Below are 22358 nucleotides of genomic sequence, written 5' to 3'. Positions count from 1 at the left end.
GTTACACTTTTCGTTTACTTTCGTATTTTAACAATTTATTTCATAAGAATGATTGATTATTCTTAAAAATCATTTCGAAAATAAGAAGAAGTCGTCTAACGAAAGTTTATTTTCTTTCTAGAGCAAGAAGCGTAAGGTCGTCCGAAAATCCCTCATGGGCCACTCCCATAAAACGATTTACTTCAGAAAAAACTTTCTGACAAAGCCCATCCAGGGTTTCGTTTTCGGAAGAATCCAAATTGGAAAGCAAACGTTCCTCTGAAAACATTTCTCGATTCGAATTAAAAGCTTCTATGATCCCATCGGTATAAAGAACCAGACGATCTCCGGGATCCAAGTGAAAGGGAACGGTTTCCAGTTTTAAAGGAATTAAATCCGTAAGCAAAGCTCCGGTTTGATTAAAGACCTGTGGCTTTTTTCCTCTGCGAAGCAAAACGGGCGGGCAATGACCCGCGTTGGTCATTCTTCCTTCCCCGGTTTTAACGTTTAGAGTTCCGAGAATCGCGGTGATAAAATGACCCGCAAATTTTCCGGCAAGGGATTCGTAAATATGAACGACTCCAAATTCAGGATTTTGAATAAACGACCCCCAGTTCGAATAAGACATCTTAACCATCGAAGCGAGCAATGCCGCGGAAACTCCGTGACCGGAAACGTCGCAGATAAAAAATCCAAGCGTATAATTTTCCTCGTCGTAGAGAAAGTCCACAAAGTCCCCGCCGAGTTCCATCATAGGTTCGTAAAGATATTGAAGATCCAGATATTTTGATTTTGGAAGAGTTGCGGGAAGAAGAGCTCCTTGAATTTTTTTTGCCATCTTGATTTGATGTTCGAGCTCCTCCTTTTGACTTAGAATGATTCTGGTTCTTGTTCTAACCGTATATTCCAAACGTTCATTCGCTTTTCTTAATTCTTCTTCCGCCTTCTTTCTTTCCACCGCTTGAAAGATTCTTGGAATCATATCCGCAAGAGAACCCACAAAGGTTTGTTCTTCAAGGGTCCAAGCATGGCGTTTGCCCACATGTTCGTTACAGATGATTCCGAGAAGTTTTCCATCCATAAGAATCGGAGCGTCCAACATCGAAAGAATGTTCAAAGGAACGAGATAATTCGGAGCAAACTCTTTTGTGGAGTCGTCGTGAACCGCGTCGTCGGCGACGATCAAACGTTCTTCTTTGAGAACTTCGAAATAACGAGGATAGTCTTTTTGAAGGAGTTCCATTCCGGAGTTGTGAGAATTTTCGGAGAGTATAAAGAGATCGAGACATTGAATCGAAGTTTTTGTCTCACTGTAAAACCAGATGCTACAACGTTCACAATCCAAGGCTCTTGAAATCGATTCCGTAAGGACGTGTAACGCAGGATTCAAATCGCCTTTATCCAAAACCGGATTTTTGGCCAGGGACATCAATTCCCTATTAAAGCGACGTAAGGTTTCCTCCTTGGTTTGGATCGTATTTGGTAGCATCGATTTGATTAGAAAGCCGTTTCGCTTGAAACCTTAGAAATTCAGGTGCTCAGATTGTCACAAAAATAGGAAAATTCCATTCATTTTTGTCCTTATAAATCAATTATTTACAAGTCCCGATTCTTATAAAAGAATCTGGATTCCGCAATGCATCCAGAAACGAAAGACGGGAAAGAAAGAGACATTCTTACAGAAAGTTGACTGATTCGAGGGAGAGAAGAATCAAGATCGGAAATGCCTTCGAATCGAAAAGGAAGATCGACCAGAAAACGGAGTGTTTGCCGGAGTTCCGACCAAAGCAAAACCTTAATAAAGGAATGGAAATAAAAAGAAAGAACTCAGTGCGAGCCTGCGAATGGGCTTTCGAAGAGAAAAGCCCATCGTGAAAAAGGATAAAAAAAAGGGACGGAAGAAATATCCGTCCCAGGAAATATTTTTAAAAGAGTTGCTCTGAAGAATCAATTGCCCAAGAGCCAGTTTCCTTCCGAAGCCTGATCGGTGAGGTTGATCCAAAGATCGCCGGCGCCGACTGAATTCTTAGCTTCTAATAATTTTCTATTTTCATACGGAGTCAAAGGCGCGGAAAATTTATATCTTCCACCCGTCTCCGAAGAACACTGAGAATTTCCGGAAGACCAAGATCCTCCACCCGCGGTCACATACCAATTACCGGAAGAATCCTTACAAGAAAAACGATTCCAAGAAGAACAATTAAGATCGTTCCATCTTCCGTTTGACCAGACGACGGCGCAGTGTTCGCTTCCGGCCCAGTTGTTCGGCTCCGAAGCGTTCCAAGACCAGATCGCTTTTTTTGCAAAGTCTGGATCGAACTGATCGATACCAAAAACGTTCACCTCGCAAGCAAGCATCGATTGAATGTTTGCATCCGTAAAAGAACCGCTTTCTTTCACACCGTCGTAAAAGCCGAAGTAGTTTGTGGTATCGTTAAAAAAACGAACCATAGTAGAATTGTAAGTCGCTCTGGAATAATTACAATCCGGGTAACCTTTGAATTCTTTCGGACTTCCGGTAGAACCGCCAAAGAAGATTTTCTTGAAGTAACCGCTCCACTGAGAATCGTAACAACCGTTGCTCATAAGAAGAATTCTTTTATTAGAAGCGACCATATCGCCTAACTTCGGCATATTCTCCGGAGAAGGAATATCGGAACAACTTCCTGAATAACGATACAACCAAGGATCAAGATAATCTTTCAGAGTCTGGAGCGCTTCTGAAGAATGACCGTCGAACTTATCTTCGATATAAAGAACTAAAACTTCGTTGCGATTTGCGGAATTGGAAACCCAATCACGGACTTCTTGCAAACCTTTATAGAAAGGACGATCAAAGACGTTACAACCGACGTGGTTATCCTGTCCGTGACAAAGAAGGAGTTCCTTACGAGCGTGAGTTCCTAGAGCCCAGTGCACGTCCAACTCGATAAAACGAGCTCCGAGACGAAGTTGTTCCCCGATGGAATATTTTTGATTCGGGAATGCGTAAGAAAAAAACGGCCCGGCGTATGACTTGCTGTTATATGAATTGTGGGTTCCATAAAAAAGGGCCCGATGAACCGGAAGGTTCTCGTTTACCTGGGTTTTTCTTTGAATGGAAAGGACTTTGTTTTCGAAAGATTTTTCAAAAACGTCGATCGGATTTTCCACAACGGCTCCGCGACTCGCATAAAGATTTCCCATCGTTCCCAAGAAAAGAGAGAAGATGAGAATGGATAAAATTCTCTTCATAAGTTTCACCTTTGTATATTTGGCTTTCCTCCAAACGGAGGTCTTCACTGAAAGAGGATAGTAACGGAAGAGTTCCAAAACCCACTTATATCCCGCTTACAAAGAATTCTTTTTTAAACCTACAAAGATAAAATATGCAAACTCCGAGAACAATTTCCGAACGAAACTCCACATCCGGACTCAAAAGAAGAAAATAGGAATCTCGAAAGATTAAATCAAAGCATTTGTCGAATATTCTAAACTTAGAATATATTTTAATCGTAAAATATGGAAAAGGCGAGCGAAGACTCACTTATCTCTCCTCCCACGCTGGATCAAATAGAAAGATAAAGTATGTTTATTGAATATTGATGACAGACTTTTGCCACAAACGCTTTTGCTTTTTGGAAAAAGAAATATTTTTTAATTGGAGAATCTTTTGCGCAGTATACTATTAGATATTCTTTATATTAGATAGATTTGGAAAAGAATCCGAATCTAAATGCGGATTTTAAAAAAATGGAATTGATCCAGGAAGCCTTAGACAACATCGGAGATAAAATTAGGTTTGTAGAATTCATTCCTTGTCCGGTTTTACTTTCACAAGTCAAAGGAGATCAGTTCCAAACACTCTATCTCAATCGAAGTTTTCGGGAAATGATAGGTTATAGAATCCAGGAGATTCCAACCATTGAAGAATGGTTCTTAAAAGCCTATCCCGATGAAACCTATAGAAAGACAGTCAGAGAAGATTGGTTTTTGGAAGTCAACCACGGGGGGAGAAGCGGAAAACCTAGCGCTTCGATGAAAACAAAAATTCTAACGAAAACGAACGGAGAAAGATGGTTTCACGTTCGGAGCACCGAGTTCGGAGAATTAAACGCCGTCGCTTTCCAGGACATAGACGATCTAGAAAAATTAAACATTGAACTCACTCATACAAATTCCACAAAAACACAGTTACTTTCCATTCTCGCGCACGATCTAAGAACACCCTTGATCCAAATCATCTCTTTAATTGCACTCTTTAAAGACGAAGATCTTTCCGCGGCGGAACTCTATCCTTATTTATCAAAACTGAATATACAAACGTATCTAACGATCGATTTGATCGACAATACGTTAAATTGGGTAAAGGCAAATTCAAAAAGTATTGCGACAAACAAAATCACCTTTTCTCCGACTGAGACCATACAGGAATTGGTAGCTTTGTACAACGACTATGTAAAACTCAAATCCATAAACATTGAGACTGATTTAGACGAGACCTTAAAAATCTGCGCGGACAAAGAAATCTTTAAAGTGATCATTCGAAACTTATTTGTAAACGCTCTCAAGTTTTCAAAACCCGGAGGAAGGATCACTCTTCGGGCGCGCAAAACAGAAGATGATAAAAACATAATATCCGTTTTGGACGAAGGGATCGGAATGTCCGCGGAAGAATTAGAAAAAGTTCTCTCAAAAGAATCCTTTACTTCTCCGGGAACCCTAAACGAAGGAGGGGCCGGACTCGGAATCAAACTCTGTCGAGACTTTGCAAAACTTACCGAAGCCGAGTTTTTGCTGGAAAGCGAGAAAGGAAGAGGGACTTCCGCGAATATGATTTTTGTTTAATGGGCCGCGTCCCAAGCGCCAAAGCCATCCTTACGGCTGATTCTTAAAGTAATATTTTATAACTTGCCTCTTGCCGAAATAAACATTCATTTCGACTGACGAAGAAAATTAGGCGTCTTCGTTTGGCCGGATCAAACCAAATTAAGTACTCATTTTGTTAACGGTGAACCAGAAGGAAAAGGAATCTTAATTCTTCCAAACGGTATTGAGTTTATAGGAGAATACAAAAACGGAATCTTAGACCAAGAAATGCAATCTACGACGACGGTTCTCGATATACTGGAGAACGGTTAAACGAGAAAAGAAACGGCAAAGGAACTCTTTTTGGAGAAGCCGGTAATATCCTTTTTATCGGGGAATGGGAGAACGATCGGCAAAAAAAGCGATGTCACTCTCCGACGCGAAAATCAAAAAATAATTTCTTGAAAACATACGGACTTGCGATTCAGTTTCTTCAAATGCAAAGAATACCTAAACAATCGCAGTTCGTATTTTCCAAAATCGCGTTAGCCGCTCTTCTTCTATTTTTGCTCAATTCCCTTTCCGCGGAAGAGAAACTCTCTCCTCGATACGTTCTCACTTCAGATGGAAAACTGAATGTCAGAGAGAAGCCGAAAGACGGAAAGATTCTTTTTCAGTTGGATAAGGGAGAAAGCGTCTGGATCAAAGAAGATTCTCAATTTGAAGAATGGCAGGAAATCAAAACAAAAACGGGAGCAAAAGGATTTGCCGCCTCCGAGTTCCTGAGCAAAAGAAAACCGGAAGACCTGTCGGACGCAAAGTTATTCGGGTCCATTAAATCCGGAACGGAAGGATCCTGGTTTCGCTCTTTGGCGATTCGAATCAAAAACCAGTGGTTCTCGGCGAGCGACTATTCTGCGGAAACTTATTTCTTAGAAAAGAAGAAGATTCAAGAAAAGGAAAAAGCGATCGCCTATGAACGCACAAACGTTGCCGGAGAATTTACGCCGGAAACAAAGGAAATCACCGGTTGTCAGGAAGTTCGAGTTCTTAAAGGAAACTTCAACGCGTTTCGAAAAATCGATACATATCATGATTCAGTCTTTGCGATTTTCGGCTCAAAGATCGGCGATCAGGTTCGATCGGATCGTTATACACCTTCTGAAAAAATTTCCAAAATTTTGGACGCTTCCGCAAATTCGATTTTTAAAAAGAAACACCCGAAGGCGGCCGAGCTTAAACTCTTAAAAAGGGGAGATTTGTATACGATTCATTCTCCCGGAAAAGATTACATTTTTATCCGTTATGCGATCAAAACAGAATACGAAGAAAAATCTTATTACTCCGCAATTTACGAATTCAAAGACGAGGACCTGGGAAAAAAGATATTCGAAAAATTTGATGTTCTAATGAACGAACAAGCGGTCTACGGAGGACAGTATCATTTTATCGACGCACTTGATCTGGACGGAAACGGAACGCCGATCTTGATTCTCCACCACAACGGCTACGACGGTTATATAAACGAGTTTGCAAAAATAACAAACGGGCAATTACAGACTTTATTTTTATCAGGCGGCGACGCTTGTTAGCGACTCTCCACCGAAAAAACTTCCTATTTTTTTAGGGAATACAAATCCAGAAAAGAATCCTTTAAATTTCTCCTCCGCTTAAATATTGGAAGAGAAATTTAAGATTCTTAACACATTCGGATTCTATATTAAAATGATTTTCATAGAATCCGCGCATCTTCTAACCTCGGCTTATTTTTTTGACAACATCTTAGAAGAAACGATTTGTTGAATGTGTTCCGCAAAGGTTTCCGCAATCGGTCTATAAGTAAGTCCTAAATCTTTTTTGCTATACGTGTGATCGAGAGCAAACGGAATTCCTACGTTACGCGAAATGTAAGGCCAGGAAAGTCCGAAAAACGGTCCTATCAAATAAGTAAGAAATTTTGGAATGGCGTTTTTAGGGACCGGAAAACGATTTCCAAATTTTTCCTGAATCTTTTTGGCAACGTCTAAAAATTTCAAAGTCTCCGAAGAAACGATATGCCTTCCTTTCGCGGAAGGGGTAAATCCGGCTAAGATATGTGCGCGTGCGACGTCTCTCACATCCACGAAACCGATCATCATATCCGGAACCCCGGAAGCAAACTTACCGTTAATCATAGAGAGCATAAAGTTTACACTTGTTCCGTCCGCCCTTTCGGAAAGAGAAGGTCCCATCACAAACGAAGGATTGATCGTTACTAAATCCCATTGCGATTGCTCTCCGGCGATCTTCCAGGCCTCTTTTTCAGCGAGAGTTTTAGAATAAGGATACGGTTGATGTGAAAGGCTACTCGTCGTATTCCAATCCGCTTCTGAAAGACGATTCTCCGGATGGTTGGACGCGTCGCTGTTGTCGCCCATTACCGCCGCAATGCTCGAAGTCAAAACGATTCTTTTGACCGATGAGCTTTGATTCGCAGATAAAAGAACGTTCTTGGTTCCTAACACAGCAGGATCCACGAGTTCCTTTTGAGGATTTTTTACTCCGTCTCTAAGAAACGGAGATGCGGTATGAATGATCAGTTCAACTCCGCCTCTTTCCTGGATCGCATTCAGGAAAGAACCTTCTTTGAGAAGATCCGCTTCAAAGAATTCCAACTTTCCGGGAAACTTTTCTCCGAGCTTGAGAAGATGGGAAATCTTTTTAGAATCTCCTTTGTCTCTTACCGTTGCTCGTACGGAAAGCCCGTCTTCGAGTAAATACTGAATCACCCAAGACGCGATATATCCGGCGCCTCCGGTGACAAGAACTGGTTTAGAACGATCGATTTCTTTCATATAAATTCTCCAAATTTTTTCTCAAAGAAAAACTTAATTACGATTTCCTGATATACTTTGGTGTCCGGGGTGAACTTGAATTCCTGGAAATTTAGAAGCGATCTTTTTTAGAAACGCCAGAGCCTCTCCATTCTTCTCCTGATTTTCCGTAAAATCTCCGGGCGGAACTTGGTTTTCCCATCCCCAACTCGTATGACAAGAATCTCCTAAAACGAGCTGAGCGCCGTTCGAACTTTTAATCAGAAATGCAAGACTTCCTCGCGTATGACCTTCGAGATGAAAGATCAGAAGCGATTGATCTCCAAAGAAATCAAGAACACCGGGAGCATTGTTTGTTTCTTCAAACGCAAGTTCGGAAAGATTCGGATTCTCCCCCAAAATATCATCCGTGGTTCCCTGGACAAACATGTTGATAAATCTTTTTCCGGTGGTTTCTTTAGGCCCGACAAAAATAGGAAGACCGGAAGAAAAGTCTTTCGTTCCCATGATATGATCGAGATGCATGTGAGTTAAAAAAATTCCTTCGACTTTCTTCGGATCTTTTTTAAGCCATTCGTCAACGGTGATTTTAATTTTCAGAGCCGCCGTATTCATTGCGGAAGCTACGATGGAAGAAATCGGCCATTCCTTAGGATCTTTACGAAAGGCTTTGGAGATGCCCGTATCGATCACATATCTTCCGAACTTAGGATGATCGATAACGTAAAAGTAAATCTGAATCGGTTCCGGACCGGGTTTTAAACCCGCGGCCTTAGGATCGTTCAAGTTGATCAATCCGGCACGTTCCACTTCCCAATCCGCAGCAACGAATTTTTGAAAGACGATCGGCCCCTTTGCATCTTGATTCAAGTTCTGTAAAGAAAATGTTTTGCCGAGTTGAACCTGCTTGGATTGGTGAGAAGTCACAGAACAGGAAATGATAAAGAAAAGAAGCGAAATTCTAAAGATATATTTCATATCCTTAGAATTCAAATTAAAGCGAAATGAGCAAGGTCAATTTAAAAACGGTTAATGAAAAATCGGAAACAAAAATTTAGGAAAGGATTTTTTTTGGGAACCAATTCCGTTTTTAACAAACCATTCAATCGCCTTCCAGTTTCTATCATTCAATAATCAAAAATGTGATCCACCTGATAACCGTTTTTGTCAGCATTCATTAGAATTTCATGAAGTCTTTTGACCGGAGCGATCAAGGCTACCCGCTTCCAATTCGGTACGGTAAGAATTTCCCACTGATACAAAATATTCTCCGAGTCTTGAAAATCGACGTCCTTAGGAACACGAAGCGTCAAAAGAATTTGGCGATTGCCTGCGATTTCAACAAAGGAAACTTTTTTTCTAACGAGTTCGGGAACGGCCTGAGTAAACGCCTCATATCTTGGAATGGAAAGAATCTTATTCTTACCGTCGTTTTGTTTTACCCAAGCCTTGATCTCAAAAGTTTCAGGAGCGTAGACGCCCTCCGTCCCCAATCCGATTAACTTTCCGTAAACCGCTTTTGCCAAAAGTTCAGTAGAAAAAAATATTCTTCTTTCAAATCTCCGAACCCGACTCGTATTCTCTCCGTCTTGAATTCTCCAAAATTCCTTAAACTTTGTATAGAAAGGATATTCGTACCAAGGACGCAAACGAACGAAGTCGGTATATTCCTCGGCGACTTTCTGCATATACGCTTCTACTTTCATTGCCTCGTTAGGCGCTTTGCCGCCGGAAAAGATCTCCGTAATTCTTCCGATCGAATTCTCATAAAGCCCTTTGAGAAGAAGTTCAGTAGAATAACTGACACCGATCACGTTGATCATCAGATGATAACCCCAATTGAATTCGTAAGAGGCCCAGGTTTTTCCGAAAACTCGCCCGTAGATTTTCCAAAACTGCGCGATACTACTGAAATAAGGAAACGCACTCGGCGGAGAATGTTTTAGAAATTCCGCATATTCATCGGAACTAAATACGATATACCATTCCGGAAGAGTTAAAAAGGTCTGATCTTCATTCCGAATATAATCCTTTAAAGAATCCAGATCTTGGCGGATCTTTCTGTCATCCGGGTTGTGAAAATAATATTTGTCCCAGAGTTTATTTCGAAATTTATACTGAGGATCCAATTTTCTCTTGAGCGCGAAAAAACGTTCGGCGTTCGGATATGCCTTTTCAAATTGTGGAACCGTCGCGTGCAATTGATAAGGAAGATAATACGCGCCGCCTACGCTTACAACGGCGTCGATCAATTCCCGAGTCCAAACACCGACTTCCTTTTTGGCGCTTTCGTAAACTCTTTGTTTGTAATAGACCACAAACGAAAAGACTTCCTTTCTTCCCCAAGCCAGATAAGATCCGGAGTCCGGTTTCGCATGACGTATCGAAATGTTCATCACGTTCACGTCGTGTTTTTGAAAAATGGCCCTCGTCAAAGGGTAAAATTCGTCGAACTTCTCGACCGGAACAAAATATTCTTGTAATACGTAAGTGCTGATTTTTCGCGTCGGCGGTTCCAATTCCTGAACGTCGTAACTGGCTTCGTAGTTTCTCCAGACGATTCTATCTTTGCGATAATACAAAGGATCGAGAACGGCTTCTCTTAATTCTTTTCCGTATGGAAGTTCCGTTAACCAAAAATAAATCAGATTCTCCAGCCAGTAACTTTCTTTGATAGGAACGATCTTGTCGGGAACTGTCAGTGGCTCTTCGGTTTCCTCCCAAGTAACGGCGTTTACGTTTTCATAAGCGGGAGGATAAATATCTCCGTTATGAAACTGCGCCTTCGCATTATTCCGAACGTTTTCAAAGAAGAATTTTTTGTATTCGGTGATTGGCATTTTCTTTACAAATCGTTTTACTTTTTTATTTTCCGTGAGCTCCAGAGTCGCTTCTACGATGACGCCGATCCCTCCGTAACCTCCGATACAAGAATAGAAAATTTCGGAATTTTCTATCGGACTTGCGACTACTAATTTTCCGTCGCTCAAAACAACTTTGATCGATCGTGTTGATAAAATCATCGGCCCGTAACCGACATATCTTCCGTGTGCGTTTACGCTCAACGAGCCGCCGACCGTAAAGTTCGAATACGTTTGTTTGATCTGAACCGAAAGATCGAAAGGATCAATCGCTTCTTGTAACTTTCTCCAAGTAATCCCCGGTTCTACCGTGATCAATCTTGTCTTTGGATCAAAGGAAAGAATTCGATTGAACTCTCTGGTATCGATGAACAAGGCGTTCTCGGTCGCGATCTGACCACCCATGGAAAATCTTCCGCCTCCGATCGAAATCGGTCCGGAATGATTTTTGACCAACTCTTGGATTTCGCTGATACTCACCGGTGTAACGACTTGATTTACTGCGATCGGATTGATCTGAGTAACGTCGTTTACGATAGTCGGGTCGGCATAAGAAGAACTTACAAAAACAAAAAGTAGAAGAATAAATTTTTTCATTGTGGTTTTACGAAAGCCATAAGAGTATTTTTAGTAGGATCGCCTGGTTGCAAAATATATTTGCCCAAAGGTTTTAGTCCGAATCGGCTCAATCTTTCTTCTATCTCTTCCACAGAAGTGAAATTTCTTATCTGAACCGAGGTTTCTTTCCAAGGGATTTCCAAACCTGCGTTATACACATCGTGAGCCAGAGCAACGATACGTTTTATTTCCTTTGAATTTACGTCGTGATCTCTCAATACGAGTTTTCCACCCGGTTTGAGAACTCGAACGATGGACTCGATAAATCCATCCAGACGATTGGACGGCGAATGATGAAATCCGATAAAATTTGTAACCAGATCCAGACTTTCGGACGGAATCGAATTTTCTAAAATCGGATCATAGGTTCCCAAGGGGACAAACTTTCCCGCTTTCTTGATCTGACCCCTTTCCACTAAATCTTCGGGATTGAACTTGGGTTCTTGATCGTTTAAAATAAAAACGTCGCCTTCGATATGAATTTTCTTTTTGAGACCTTTTACATATCTTCCCGTCGTTCCGATTTCAAGATAACCGTTATATCGACTTCCCTCGCCCAGAATTTCCACAACCTCTTTCGAGATTTCGATCTTTTGTTTTTTGAGAGCCGGAAGGGCGTAAGTGATGATTCCGGCAAAAGGTTTGATATGAGGAAGTTCTCCGAGAATCGCCTCGTAGACTTCGCGATCGTTTCGTTTTGATTTAGAAAGTTCGAATATAAGTTTGTGAAAATTTTCTTCCGGATAAAGATGATATACGTTTTTGAGAAAGAGAAAAAATTCCTCTCTCAGCTTCGGATCCAAATAGACACTTTTGAAATTGGAATTTTCATCGAAAAGAGGAGAATTGAGATTTCCATTCCTATCCTTAGAAAGGAGATCGAAGCTTAGTCCGCTTAAGAATAAGTAAAAAAAGGATTTTAGAAACTGCTTTCTATTTAGATCTTTCATCGTCCGCCAGACTGAAAGATCTAAATATTTTACACAATTCTAATTTTGAAAATACTCAAGTCGATATCGCTAACGTGAAATCACCCATTCTCCTTGGATCTTCGACAAAAAGAGCGGGACCGAAAAACCTATCTTCTTGCTTTCAATCGGGCTTTTTCCAGTCTTTGTAAGAACGGAAATTACTTTTTTATCGGCAATCAATTGAAATTGTAAATCCCCGAGTTCCAACTTATCAAGTTTACCTCCGACACTTTTCAAAATACTCTTCACGCCCTTATTCAGATCCTTAATTTCCTCATCCGGAGAAATGTATCTTGCTCTTGCAAATTCTTTAGTTCGAAATTCCATCAACTGAAGAAGTTTCTTCTCGTCTTTCTTTTGAAAGCCGTTGTATAAATCCGCAATCAACTTTTGGATTTTTTCCTTATCATCCGCGTTCCATTGAATTTCTTCCGCGATCTTCCAGAGTTCGGACGGAGGAATTTCCGTAGGAGTAAAGCTGATCTCTTCTTCGAAAGGAAGCTTCCTTTGAGTTTCCTCCCCCTCCTTCCATTCATAACCGGAAATTTTTTGACCTTCATCCGGGAACTGTCCTTTTTGTCCGAGATAAAGAATCGCCTGAATGCGAGGAGCGATTTCATCTTCCTTTTTCTTTCTCAGACCTTTGACTTTGATCTTATTGACGCCGGGAAGAATCCAAACGTTCAGATCTATCTGGCCGCTCACGTCGTCGGCTTTGGATTCGGGAAGAATTGTCATCCCGTTAAATTCGATCGAACCGATCACGCCCATCTTGGAATAGACAAGATTGTAATAACCGCCTTGGGCTTGAGAAAACAAAGAAGCGCTCAAAAAGAAAACGAACAAAAAAAGAATCTTCTTATTAAACCGAACTCCATTCTTAAAAAGAATGGAGTGAATCAAAGAATCGTTTTGTTGTTTATGCATTTTCATAAAATTTTATCCTTTCTTTGGAAAATCATTTCGTAGGTTCGATCGGAGTAACTCCGTTTTGAGTTCTTCTGTATTTTGAAATCGTTTCATAAGCGAGTTTTCTCACACGATTGATTCCGCCTAACGGACGATGTTCCGGTAAACTATGCCAAGGATTGAGAGAAAGATTTTCGCAGAATTGATCCTGTTCGGAAGTCGCAAATTCTTGAATCGGAATTTCGATCTTGGCAACGGGAACAAAAGGAGAATCGGTTTCGTTCCAATGAACCGCGGGATCTTCCACGGGCATAGAGATCGGATTTCCTTGTTTTTGAATCATAAATTCGAAACAAGCCGACTTTTCTTTTAAGTGGGAAATCATAGTTTGACGCAGATAATTTTCAGCGGGAGAATCCGGAGCTTTGAGCACTTTGGTTTCGCAAGGTCTCGCAGAATATTTCACGGCAACCGATTCTTTTCCCAATCGATAAGGGGTTGTACTCCAATAACGAATTTCTAATACGTCCGGAATTTTTTTTCCCCGAATCGAGATGGATTCTTTCAAAGCAGTGAGTTTCCAATTCCAAGGTAACCCTCCGAAAAAATAAGACATCGGCTTTTTGGCGAATGCCGCTTTGAACAAGGAAAGATATTCTTCGGGAGCGCCTGCGGGAAGAACTGGGTGATTGATCAAAAGAAAGTCTTGCGTCCTTTTTTCGTCTTCGGCCAACTTAGGACCGTCCACTCCCATCAACTTGATTCCCATTCCTCGAATGTCCCCTTCAAAGTCGGGTTTCTTTGTGATCGAACCGTTTGAAAAACGAATCCAAATCGGAAACGTTTTAGGAGAATTGAATATACCAAATTTGAATTCTTCCGGTATTTCGGAAGAAACGGTAAAATTACCTTTCACACAACCGTGAGCGAACGGATGCGCGTCCCTCTTTGCTTCCGAACCTTTCGGATATTTTTCTTTCAACGAGGAAATCAAAAGTGCGAGCGTATCCTGTGTAGTATTTTCTTCGCCTGGGAATACGAACTCCGCACCAGGTTGTGTATCTTTTGGAATCGCGACCCGAGGCCCTTGCCCGATCCAAAACAACAAAACGAGTAAGAATAAAATTCCAACTGTTATAAATCCGATCTTCTTTAACATCATTTGCTCCGACCGACTGAAATAGTCCCGAGGATCGAATCATAAATTTCGAGAAATTCTTCTCTTTTATTTTGGAAGAATTTCCACTTTTATCTTCCGAAGAATTTAGATTCTAAACTTTCAAAAGATCGGAGGACCTCCGGATTTCACTGCGGGTTCCTATTCGGATTGATAATATAATAAAAAAACCGCAAAGCGGAACGAGTTCTAGAAGAAAAACGCGGATTCTTCTTCAAGTGACATAGAAATCGGCGAAATTATAAAAAACGCATCAAAAATCCCATTCCGGTTTGGTTTTTTAGTTGAAAAAGCGAAACCAAACAGCCACAGAAGTAACGGGACACCCATGGAAATAACCGTACAAGACGATATTCATATCATTAAAATTGCCGGATCGATCCTTCAATCCGACAGTGAAGAATTAGACCGAAACCTGAGTGAACACAATTTTGACCCTAGCCCAAAGATCATTATTGATCTAACCGAAGTGAGCCATATATGCTCGACTGCGTTAGGCATCATTGTCTCCTATAAAAAGAAATTCAAAAGCGCCGAAGGCGATATTATCATCGTAGTAAACGATGAAGATCTTCTTCAACTTTTCGAAATTACAATGTTAGATAAAGTTTTCAAAGTAGTCCCGAACATTGAAGACGCCTTTGACGAATTTAAACTAAATCGTTAATTCCGCTCTTTGAAGCAACTCGCTCTCGCCACAAATAACGCGCACAAAGTAAAAGAAGTCGGCTCCATTCTCAAGGAGCTTGGCGTTCAGATTCTGACCCCAAAGGATCTGAACGTTTCTTTTGACGCGGAAGAAACCGGTTCCACGTTTTCTGAAAACGCATTGATCAAAGCCAGAGAACTATTTCGCCTTACGCAACTTCCTTCCATAGCCGACGATTCCGGGATTTGTGTCTCCGCACTCGAAGGGGCCCCCGGAGTTTATTCTGCAAGATTCGGAGGAGAAGGTCTCGACGACAAAGGAAGAGCGCTTCTTCTTTTGGAAAAATTAAAAGGAAATCAAAATCGAAACGCTTACTATGCTTGTGTAATCGCTTACGTGGACGGAAAGACCGAAAAGACGTTTGAGGGAAAATGTGAAGGAACGATATCGGAAGAATATGATCTGATCGGAACTTACGGGTTTGGATATGATCCTGTTTTTATTTTTCCCGCATTTCAAAAACCTTTTTCTCAGGTTTCAGATTCCGAAAAAAACCAAGTTTCCCATAGGAAAGAAGCCCTTAATAGACTTCTTTCCTTTCTGAAAAGCAATCCAAGCTGATCAAATTAGAATATTAGAATTTTAAGATAATCGAAAATGCTCCGATCAATCCGATGATCGCTCCGAAGACCCATTTCGTCTGAGTAGAAATCGCTTTGTGAATTTCCGCGATTTCCGATTTTATTTCCGATTGATGATCAGCAAAATCAGCCCGAAGATCGGCAAAATCAGCTCGAAGATCTGAAAAGTCCGAACGAAGACCTGACATTTCCATACGAATTTGATTTGTCTCTTCCTTGAGACGACGATCAAATCGATCGCTAACGATTTCGATCGTATTTGTTTGACTATTTCCAAAGGAATGATTCAGGAAATCCACGAATTCAACTGTACCATCCGGACCTAAAACCTCACCCAAACGTTTGGGAACCTTTTGAACTAAAGCTGACATAGCCATAGAATGCCTCTTAAATAAATTTCGGGCAAGAATTTTTCTTCTCCCCGAAAAGAACGGTTCCAAAGTCCTTTGAAAACATTCTATTTTTTGAATTTATTTTTAGAATTTAGAAAATAAATTCTTCGATCTAAAAAAGAAAACCGAGAATTCTTTCCGCCAAGAGAATCATTTTATGGAGAATATTTTTCGCGAAGATGACGCAAAAAATATAAAAATTCAATTCGAGCTATAAACTAAGGAGATCAATCCATTGAATAGATTAGAAGGTCGATACCGCATTTCCCCAAAAAAAATTATCCTACATTTAGTTTTGAAAAACGAAATTTTTATACCGAATTGTTCCAACTGTGACGCGCACCCTGATTGATTGCCTGTTCGCAGCGTAGAATGTACAGATGGGTGGCCCTGTCGTTCAAATTGATTTCCTGAACTTTCTTCATATACTCGATACAAGTTTCATAATCATGCTTCATATATTCCAATACGGCTTTCTCAAAGATAGGTTTTGTATATAATTTTAATTCTAAAAGAGACGGCTCCGTGCCGTCGATAATTTCGTAAACGCAGAGGTGATCGCTCTTTCCTTTTACGGTGATCGTATCCAAAAGACGATAACTGTATTTATCAGGGTCCGGAAGTCTATACATCGTCTGTTCGCTGATAATAATTTTAGAACCGTAAACCTTGGTTAGTCCTTCGATTCTCGAAGAAACATTGACTGCGTCGGAGATCACCGTTCCTTCCATTCTTTCGTCGCTTCCGATCGTACCCAACATCATCTTTCCATAATGTATCCCGATGCCGATCGTGATAGGTCTGTAATTGGATTTAACACGATGTTCGTTGTAAGTAATCAAATAATTCTGCATTTCAATCGCGGCGTCTACGGCGTTTTCGGGACTTTCTTGAAACAACGCCATAATTCCATCCCCAAGATATTTATCTATATAACCGGAGTGCGACTGGATGATCGGGTTCATTCTTTTCAAATAGGAATTGAGAAAGTTAAAGTTTTCTTCCGGAGTCATTTTTTCGGAAAGCTCCGTAAACGAGCGTATGTCCGAGAACATAACCGACATTTCTTTTTCTATCTGATCTCCTAAACTCACTTCCAAAATGGAATGTTTTCCTAAATTATTTAGGAATTCTTTAGGAACAAAACGAGCATACGAAGTGTAGAGCTTTGTTAACTCCTCATTCTTATTGTATAATTGTTCGTTCAGAGTTTCCGTTTTAGAATGTATCTGTGAAAATCGGATCGAAAGAGAAAACGCAATGGAAAAAAGAAACAACAAAAATCCAAACTCCATAAACGAGTTCTGATTTATATAACCCATATAGGAAAAGAAGCCGTGAAGTAAAAAGAGAAGAAGTATAAAAAACCCGACTAATAAAACCTTACTTTCATATCGATTTTTACTTAGATTTCGAACCGTATGATAGAGGCCGTAAAAAATTGAGAAGAAGATATTAACGATAGAAAGCGGAAGCAGATTCCTCCAAAAGAATCCTATGAAAGAATATAAATTCTCACCGGAAAGAATAGGAATATAAGAAAGAACAAAACATAGGTAGATCGCGGATGTAAGACCGATAAAAAGTCTGGAAAAAATCGAATGACCGGATTTAAAAAAATTATGAAAAAAGAGAATCATAAAAACTGAAAACAGGATGATCCCCGTTCCGTTTAAGAATTGGTTAAACCAAGCGTTGTTATAAAACCAATAAGTAATCGTCCTGTATCCCAAGGTTTGCATCCCTGCGAGAAGACAAAGAATTCCAAAGTAGAGATAATGTTTTTCCGTTCTTCTAACTGAATAAAATAAAATGTGATAAAGACCGCTGAACGCAAAAAAGCCGAATAGAACGGAGGCCCAGATCAGATGCAGATTGAATTTTTTCCGAATATTCTGCTCCATCCCGATATAGAAATCCGTGAGTGCAAAACCCCCTAAACCTCCCGCGCTTCTGACTCTTACCGAGATCACATTCGGAATTCCAATTTTAAGAAGGGAAGAATCAATCGTATAAACGTCATTCCTCGTGTCGGAAGAGAGAAGATTACCGTTCTCGGAGATTTCCCCTTTTTTACCGATCAAACTTCCATTGAGAAAAAATTCATGAGCGTTTTCGATATAAGGAATCATTACCGCAAGATTTTTGCCTTCGTATTCGGGTGAGAGAATAAAGTTCATCCGAAACCAGCCTACGCCGTCATAATCATATCCTTCCAAATGCCAGCTCTTAGCGACTTCGAAAAAATTCCAGTGCGTGTGGAAATAGTTGGGTCTTGCATAAGCGGAGTCGTCTAACGTTTTAAAATACCACCTTCCGTTCATCGAATAATCTCGAGCAGGATTTTCCATCTTCAGTGTTCCAAGTTCCACTTGGGCATTCAATTCCGTAGAAGAAATCGTTAGGATAAACGGTGCGAGAAAAGAAAGAAGAAGTATTAAAACATATCTCGATAGAATTTGAAAAACTCCGCGTCCGTCTGTCTTCCGCTTCCAAGGCAAAGAATCGCACGATGGTAGATTGTGTTTTAAAGTCGTTAGATTCGAATTCATTATTTTTAATTCTTATTCCAATTTTGAGAAAATAAGATAAAGAGGAGGGGCGTCAATTTCGAGTAAACTTTTATCAATCGATTTTTAAGAATCACCTTTGTTCTTTCTATCTTTAAAGAATTGTAAATAAATTTCAAACAAAAGCGACTGCATTTATAAATGAGTTTTGAACAGATTCCAGTTCGCATTAATTCTTATAAATATACAACGCCTTTCATTCAAAGAATGTAAAGTGTGTGTTTTATCTAAGACGAATCCGGACTAGTTGAATTTAAAAAGCCTATTCCGATATTTCGAAATAGGCTTTTTTGTTTTCGATTTTAAGATCTCAAAATCGAGCGGAGTGCGAGGAAGAAAATCAGGTTTCTGCGAGAACAGGACCGCCGGACAAACGTTTGTAAAATTCCGCACCTTCTCTTTCGAGGAAATCTTCGTAACTTCCCTTAAAATCTCGAATTCCTTCGGTGGAAACTTCGATCACTCTCGTTGCGAGAGAGGAAACAAATTCTCGGTCGTGCGAGACAAAGATTACGGTTCCTTCAAAGACGGATAACGCGTAGTTCAGGGCTTCGATCGTTTCCAAGTCTAAGTGGTTCGTAGGTTCGTCGAGCGCGAGAAGATTGTCGCCGGTCATGATCATTCTTCCGATGATGATTCGAGATTTTTCTCCTCCCGAAAGAACGCTCGTCGGTTTTTTGGCCATATCACCGCTGAACAACATTCTTCCCAAAATGGCGCGAATCTCTTCCATCTCCGTTCCCGGATCCGCATAACGATAGAGCCATTCCACGATCGTGTCCGCGTCTTCTACGATTCCTTCTCTGTGATCCTGAGGAAAGATAGAAGCTGTAACGGAATCTCCTATCAAAACTTTTCCGGAATCGGGTTCGAGTTGTTTCATCAGAGTTTTCAGAAGAGTGGTCTTCCCCACCCCGTTGGTCCCGATGATTGCTATCTTTTCGCCCTTTGTGATGTTGGTTGTAAAATCTTTAAAAATAGGTCGATCATAGGTTTTGGAAATATTGTCCGCGAGAATCACGTCCTTGCCCAAAGGTTTTTTAATTTTAAAACGAATATAAGGAGAAACCCGAGAAGAAGGTTTTACGTCGTCGAGTTTGATCTTCTCGATCTGCTTTTGTCTCGAAGTCGCCTGTTTTGATTTACTCGCGTTGGCACTAAAACGAGTTACGAATTCTTGAAGTTCGGCGATCTTTTCTTTCTTACGTTTGTTCTCGTCTAAAAGTCTTTCCCGAGCCATCGTAGAAGCTTCCATATATTCGTCGTAGTTTCCCGGATAAATCGTAAGAGATTGGTAGTCTAAGTCCGCGATATGAGTCGCGATCGAATTGATAAAGTGACGGTCGTGGGAAATCACGATGACGACGCCGCGATAGTTTGTTAAGAATTCTTCCAACCAGTGAATGGTCTTGATATCCAAGTGGTTGGTAGGCTCGTCCAAAAGAAGAACTTCCGGTTTTTGAAACAATACTTGCGCCAATAATACTCGGAGTTTAAAACCCCCGGTCAAAAAAGAAAGAGTCTGCGTATGACTCGGAGTGGGAATTCCCAAACCTTCCAGAAGTTCTCCCGCGGTACTTTCCGCTTCGTAACCGCCGAGTTCTCCGTATTTTTCTTCGAGTTCCGAAACTCTCATTCCGTCTTCGTCGGACATCTCTGGCTTGGAATAGATTTCATCTCTTTCCTTAGAAACTTCCCAGAGATCTTTATTCCCCATGATCACGGTATTGAGTACGGTTTCGTTTTCGAACTCGTAGTGATCCTGTTTTAAATATCCAACTTTGACTCCGGCATCGATGGAAACCGCGCCGTTGGCGGCTTGTTCCAAGCCCGCGAGAATTTTCATAAAGGTGGATTTACCGGAGCCGTTTGCACCGATCAATCCGTAGCGGCAGTTTTCCTTAAATTTAACCGTGACGTTCTCAAAAAGAATTTTTTTACCAAAGTTTAGGGTTAATCCGGAAGTGCTGATCATCTGAGAATACCTGCCAGGGGGAGAATCATGACCATGATTTTCAAGGTAGGGTTTTTTGCCAAGAAAAAGGAGAATTAAGAAGTTTTGAAATTCTACCGAAGAATAGAATGTATGCGTTCAAAACTTCGATCCATTCTTCCTTTGATCCTAAGTTTTCCCTTCCTAACTGGCCTTCAGGCTGAAGATAAAATCTTTACGGGAAAGATTCTGCAGTTTGGAAAATTATTGAGCACGGAGAATGCATTCATTCCGATCGAATCGAACGAAATTACAGCCGAACTTTCCAAACTCAACGATAAGACCGTTCGGATTCTTTGCAACATGAAAGGTTCCACGTGCAATCCGATTCGATACGAAATCTATCCCTTTCTCAACTCGGGCGAGATCAAACCATGGACGATCAAAAAAATTCCTGACTACGTAAATCATAATATTTTCGCGTTCAATCCGAACGCTTCTCCCGATGGAAAACATCTTTTTTGGACCGCTTATATCAAACGGGGCAAGTCCGGAACTCAGAAGATCTGGTATTCCAAACTGGACGAAAGAGGATTTTGGGAAGACGGAAAAGAAATGGGTTCTCCTCTGAACAACGAGATGCCTTCCGCTGTGATCTCCGCGCTTCCCGGAGGAAACGAATTATTCGTCTTCGGAACGTTTGGTGAAAAAGAATTGTTGGACGAACTCGGTAAAGAATTCGAATCCAAAGGAGAAGCGGCCGCGCGTTCTTCCAAAAACTCAAACGAATACAGAAAAAAAATCGAAGAACTCAGAAACGAATACGACGACAAGTCGAGACAGATCACAAGAAGAGTTCCTCTTTATAAGAGTTTTAAAGAAAAAGAATCTTGGTCGAAGCCTAGTATATTAAAATTTCCTGATTTTTATAATTTATATAGAAAGAAAAACGATTCGAGCCAGGAAGTTTTCGGCGGCTCCACACTTTCTTCTTCGGGAAGAATTTTGATCTATTCTTCGCAACACAAAGACGCAAAGGGAAAGTTGGATCTCTACGTGAGTAAGATGTTATCCGATGGAACCTTTCCTCTAGGAATGAATTTAGGAGAAGTGATCAACTCGGAACACGAAGAGATGGCTCCTTTTCTTGCGAGCGACGACCGAACTCTTTACTTTTCCAGCGACGGACACAAGGGACTTTCCATTTATATGACAAAAAGAATCGGAGAAGGATGGGACCAATGGACCAAACCTACCGAAGTTTCTGAAAATCTAAAAGGTGTGAATTTCTTTTCCATTCCCGCAAACAGCGACTGGGCTTATATCAGCAAAGAAGGACAGTTGTTTATGGCGTATCTTCCGAAAGAGATGCGCCCCGATAAGGTCGTTGTCATCAACGGCAAGGTCGTAGACACCGACGGAAACCCTCTCTCGGCCGATATACATTACGAATCCTTAAAGTCTCATGAGAAGATCGGAAGCGCAAAAAGCGATCCTTCCAACGGAAACTTTTCGATCGTCCTCCCTTTCGGAGAGAATTACGGTTTTTACGCTCAAAAGAAAGGATATCTTCCCGTTTCCCAAAATCTAAATTTGAGCTCCAAGAAAAAAATTCCCGAAAACGTGGAAGTCGTCTTACAATTGCCTCCGATCCGAGAACGAGGAACGATTCAAATCAATAACTTATTTTTCGAAACAAAGAGCTTTCAAATCGCTCAAGAATCCGTTCCGGAACTGGACAGACTGGCCGAGATCGTTAAAGAAAACCCCGAAATTGAAATTCAAATCGAAGGTCATACGGATAACGTAGGTAAGAAAAAAGACAACCTCCTCCTTTCCGAAAAACGCGCGTTAGCCGTCGCGGAATATCTTTCCAAAAAACATTCGATTCCGATGGAAAGAATCCAGACTCGCGGTTTTGGAGACAGCGTTCCCTTGAATAAAAATGATTCGGACGAAGACCGGAAGAAGAATCGAAGGGTGAACTTTACGATTTTGAAAAAGAAATGAGAAGTTGGGAGTTCCCACACTGATTTCTAATTCGAAGGATCTGTGTT

The 22358-nt window shown here is 40.9% G+C and carries 16 protein-coding genes and 1 pseudogene; 6 read left to right on the top strand and 11 right to left on the bottom strand.

The window, feature by feature from the left end; translation table 11 throughout:
• Nucleotides 1–106 precede the first annotated feature (106 nt).
• Both A0128_RS02750 and A0128_RS02740 read right to left on the bottom strand, forming a co-directional pair.
• A complete protein-coding gene (locus A0128_RS02750; protein ID WP_069606127.1) occupies nt 107–1408 on the bottom strand; it encodes a GAF domain-containing SpoIIE family protein phosphatase in 1302 nt (433 codons plus the stop codon).
• Between the two features lie 518 nt (nt 1409–1926).
• Nucleotides 1927–3213 (bottom strand): phosphoinositide-specific phospholipase C-related protein, encoded by a 1287-nt coding sequence (locus A0128_RS02740; RefSeq protein ID WP_069609063.1) that lies wholly within the window; start codon nt 3211–3213, stop codon nt 1927–1929.
• Between the two features lie 498 nt (nt 3214–3711).
• Between A0128_RS02740 and A0128_RS02730 the strand changes: the two genes are divergently transcribed.
• From A0128_RS02730 to A0128_RS02725, 3 genes and pseudogenes are all read left to right on the top strand, one after another.
• Nucleotides 3712–4806, top strand: a complete 1095-nt coding sequence (locus A0128_RS02730; protein WP_069609062.1) for a sensor histidine kinase — start codon at nt 3712–3714, stop codon at nt 4804–4806.
• A gap of 174 nt (nt 4807–4980) precedes the next feature.
• Nucleotides 4981–5100: pseudogene (locus A0128_RS22510) on the top strand (hypothetical protein); the annotation flags it as partial.
• Between the two features lie 164 nt (nt 5101–5264).
• Nucleotides 5265–6359 (top strand): SH3 domain-containing protein, encoded by a 1095-nt coding sequence (locus A0128_RS02725; RefSeq protein WP_069609061.1) that lies wholly within the window; start codon nt 5265–5267, stop codon nt 6357–6359.
• 171 nt (nt 6360–6530) lie between these two features.
• Here A0128_RS02725 and A0128_RS02720 read toward each other — a convergent pair whose 3' ends face one another.
• The 6 genes from A0128_RS02720 to A0128_RS02695 form a co-directional block, all read right to left on the bottom strand.
• Nucleotides 6531–7601: an NAD-dependent epimerase/dehydratase family protein gene (locus A0128_RS02720; protein ID WP_069606124.1), complete on the bottom strand. Its 1071-nt coding sequence runs from the start codon at nt 7599–7601 to the stop codon at nt 6531–6533.
• A 33-nt stretch (nt 7602–7634) separates the two neighbouring features.
• The gene (locus tag A0128_RS02715) at nt 7635–8558 is read right to left on the bottom strand and encodes an MBL fold metallo-hydrolase (protein WP_083244035.1); all 924 of its coding nucleotides are present in this window, start codon (nt 8556–8558) and stop codon (nt 7635–7637) included.
• Nucleotides 8559–8707: 149 nt separating this feature from the next.
• On the bottom strand, nt 8708–11038 hold the full coding sequence (locus A0128_RS02710; protein WP_069606123.1) for an FAD-binding oxidoreductase: 2331 nt from the start codon (nt 11036–11038) through the stop codon (nt 8708–8710).
• Nucleotides 11035–12009, bottom strand: coding sequence for a class I SAM-dependent methyltransferase (locus A0128_RS02705; protein ID WP_069606122.1), 975 nt, complete (start codon nt 12007–12009; stop codon nt 11035–11037). The genes A0128_RS02710 and A0128_RS02705 overlap by 4 nt, the downstream gene beginning before the upstream one ends.
• 69 nt (nt 12010–12078) lie before the next feature.
• A complete protein-coding gene (locus tag A0128_RS02700; protein WP_245667190.1) occupies nt 12079–12963 on the bottom strand; it encodes a hypothetical protein in 885 nt (294 codons plus the stop codon).
• Nucleotides 12964–12988: 25 nt separating this feature from the next.
• Nucleotides 12989–14098 carry a catalase family protein gene (locus tag A0128_RS02695; protein ID WP_069606121.1) on the bottom strand — a complete coding sequence of 370 codons (1110 nt, stop codon included), beginning with the start codon at nt 14096–14098 and terminating at the stop codon, nt 12989–12991.
• Between the two features lie 346 nt (nt 14099–14444).
• Here A0128_RS02695 and A0128_RS02690 point away from each other — a divergent pair, with 346 nt between their 5' ends.
• Both A0128_RS02690 and rdgB read left to right on the top strand, forming a co-directional pair.
• Nucleotides 14445–14783: an STAS domain-containing protein gene (locus tag A0128_RS02690; RefSeq protein ID WP_069606120.1), complete on the top strand. Its 339-nt coding sequence runs from the start codon at nt 14445–14447 to the stop codon at nt 14781–14783.
• Between the two features lie 9 nt (nt 14784–14792).
• Nucleotides 14793–15386: an RdgB/HAM1 family non-canonical purine NTP pyrophosphatase gene (rdgB, locus tag A0128_RS02685; RefSeq protein WP_069606119.1), complete on the top strand. Its 594-nt coding sequence runs from the start codon at nt 14793–14795 to the stop codon at nt 15384–15386.
• 13 nt (nt 15387–15399) lie between these two features.
• On the opposite strand, the gene A0128_RS02680 is transcribed toward rdgB, so the two are convergent.
• From A0128_RS02680 to A0128_RS02665, 3 genes are all read right to left on the bottom strand, one after another.
• Nucleotides 15400–15777, bottom strand: coding sequence for an LA_3696 family protein (locus A0128_RS02680; RefSeq protein WP_069606118.1), 378 nt, complete (start codon nt 15775–15777; stop codon nt 15400–15402).
• Nucleotides 15778–16109: 332 nt separating this feature from the next.
• On the bottom strand, nt 16110–18350 hold the full coding sequence (locus A0128_RS02675; protein WP_069606117.1) for an adenylate/guanylate cyclase domain-containing protein: 2241 nt from the start codon (nt 18348–18350) through the stop codon (nt 16110–16112).
• A 358-nt stretch (nt 18351–18708) separates the two neighbouring features.
• Nucleotides 18709–20343, bottom strand: coding sequence for an ABC-F family ATPase (locus A0128_RS02665; protein ID WP_069606115.1), 1635 nt, complete (start codon nt 20341–20343; stop codon nt 18709–18711).
• Between the two features lie 111 nt (nt 20344–20454).
• Here A0128_RS02665 and A0128_RS02660 point away from each other — a divergent pair, with 111 nt between their 5' ends.
• Nucleotides 20455–22311 (top strand): OmpA family protein, encoded by a 1857-nt coding sequence (locus tag A0128_RS02660; protein WP_069606114.1) that lies wholly within the window; start codon nt 20455–20457, stop codon nt 22309–22311.
• Nucleotides 22312–22358: the final 47 nt, after the last annotated feature.

Source organism: Leptospira tipperaryensis (genome assembly GCF_001729245.1).
GTDB lineage: Bacteria > Spirochaetota > Leptospiria > Leptospirales > Leptospiraceae > Leptospira > Leptospira tipperaryensis.
This window is presented reverse-complemented; position numbering and strand designations above follow the sequence as displayed.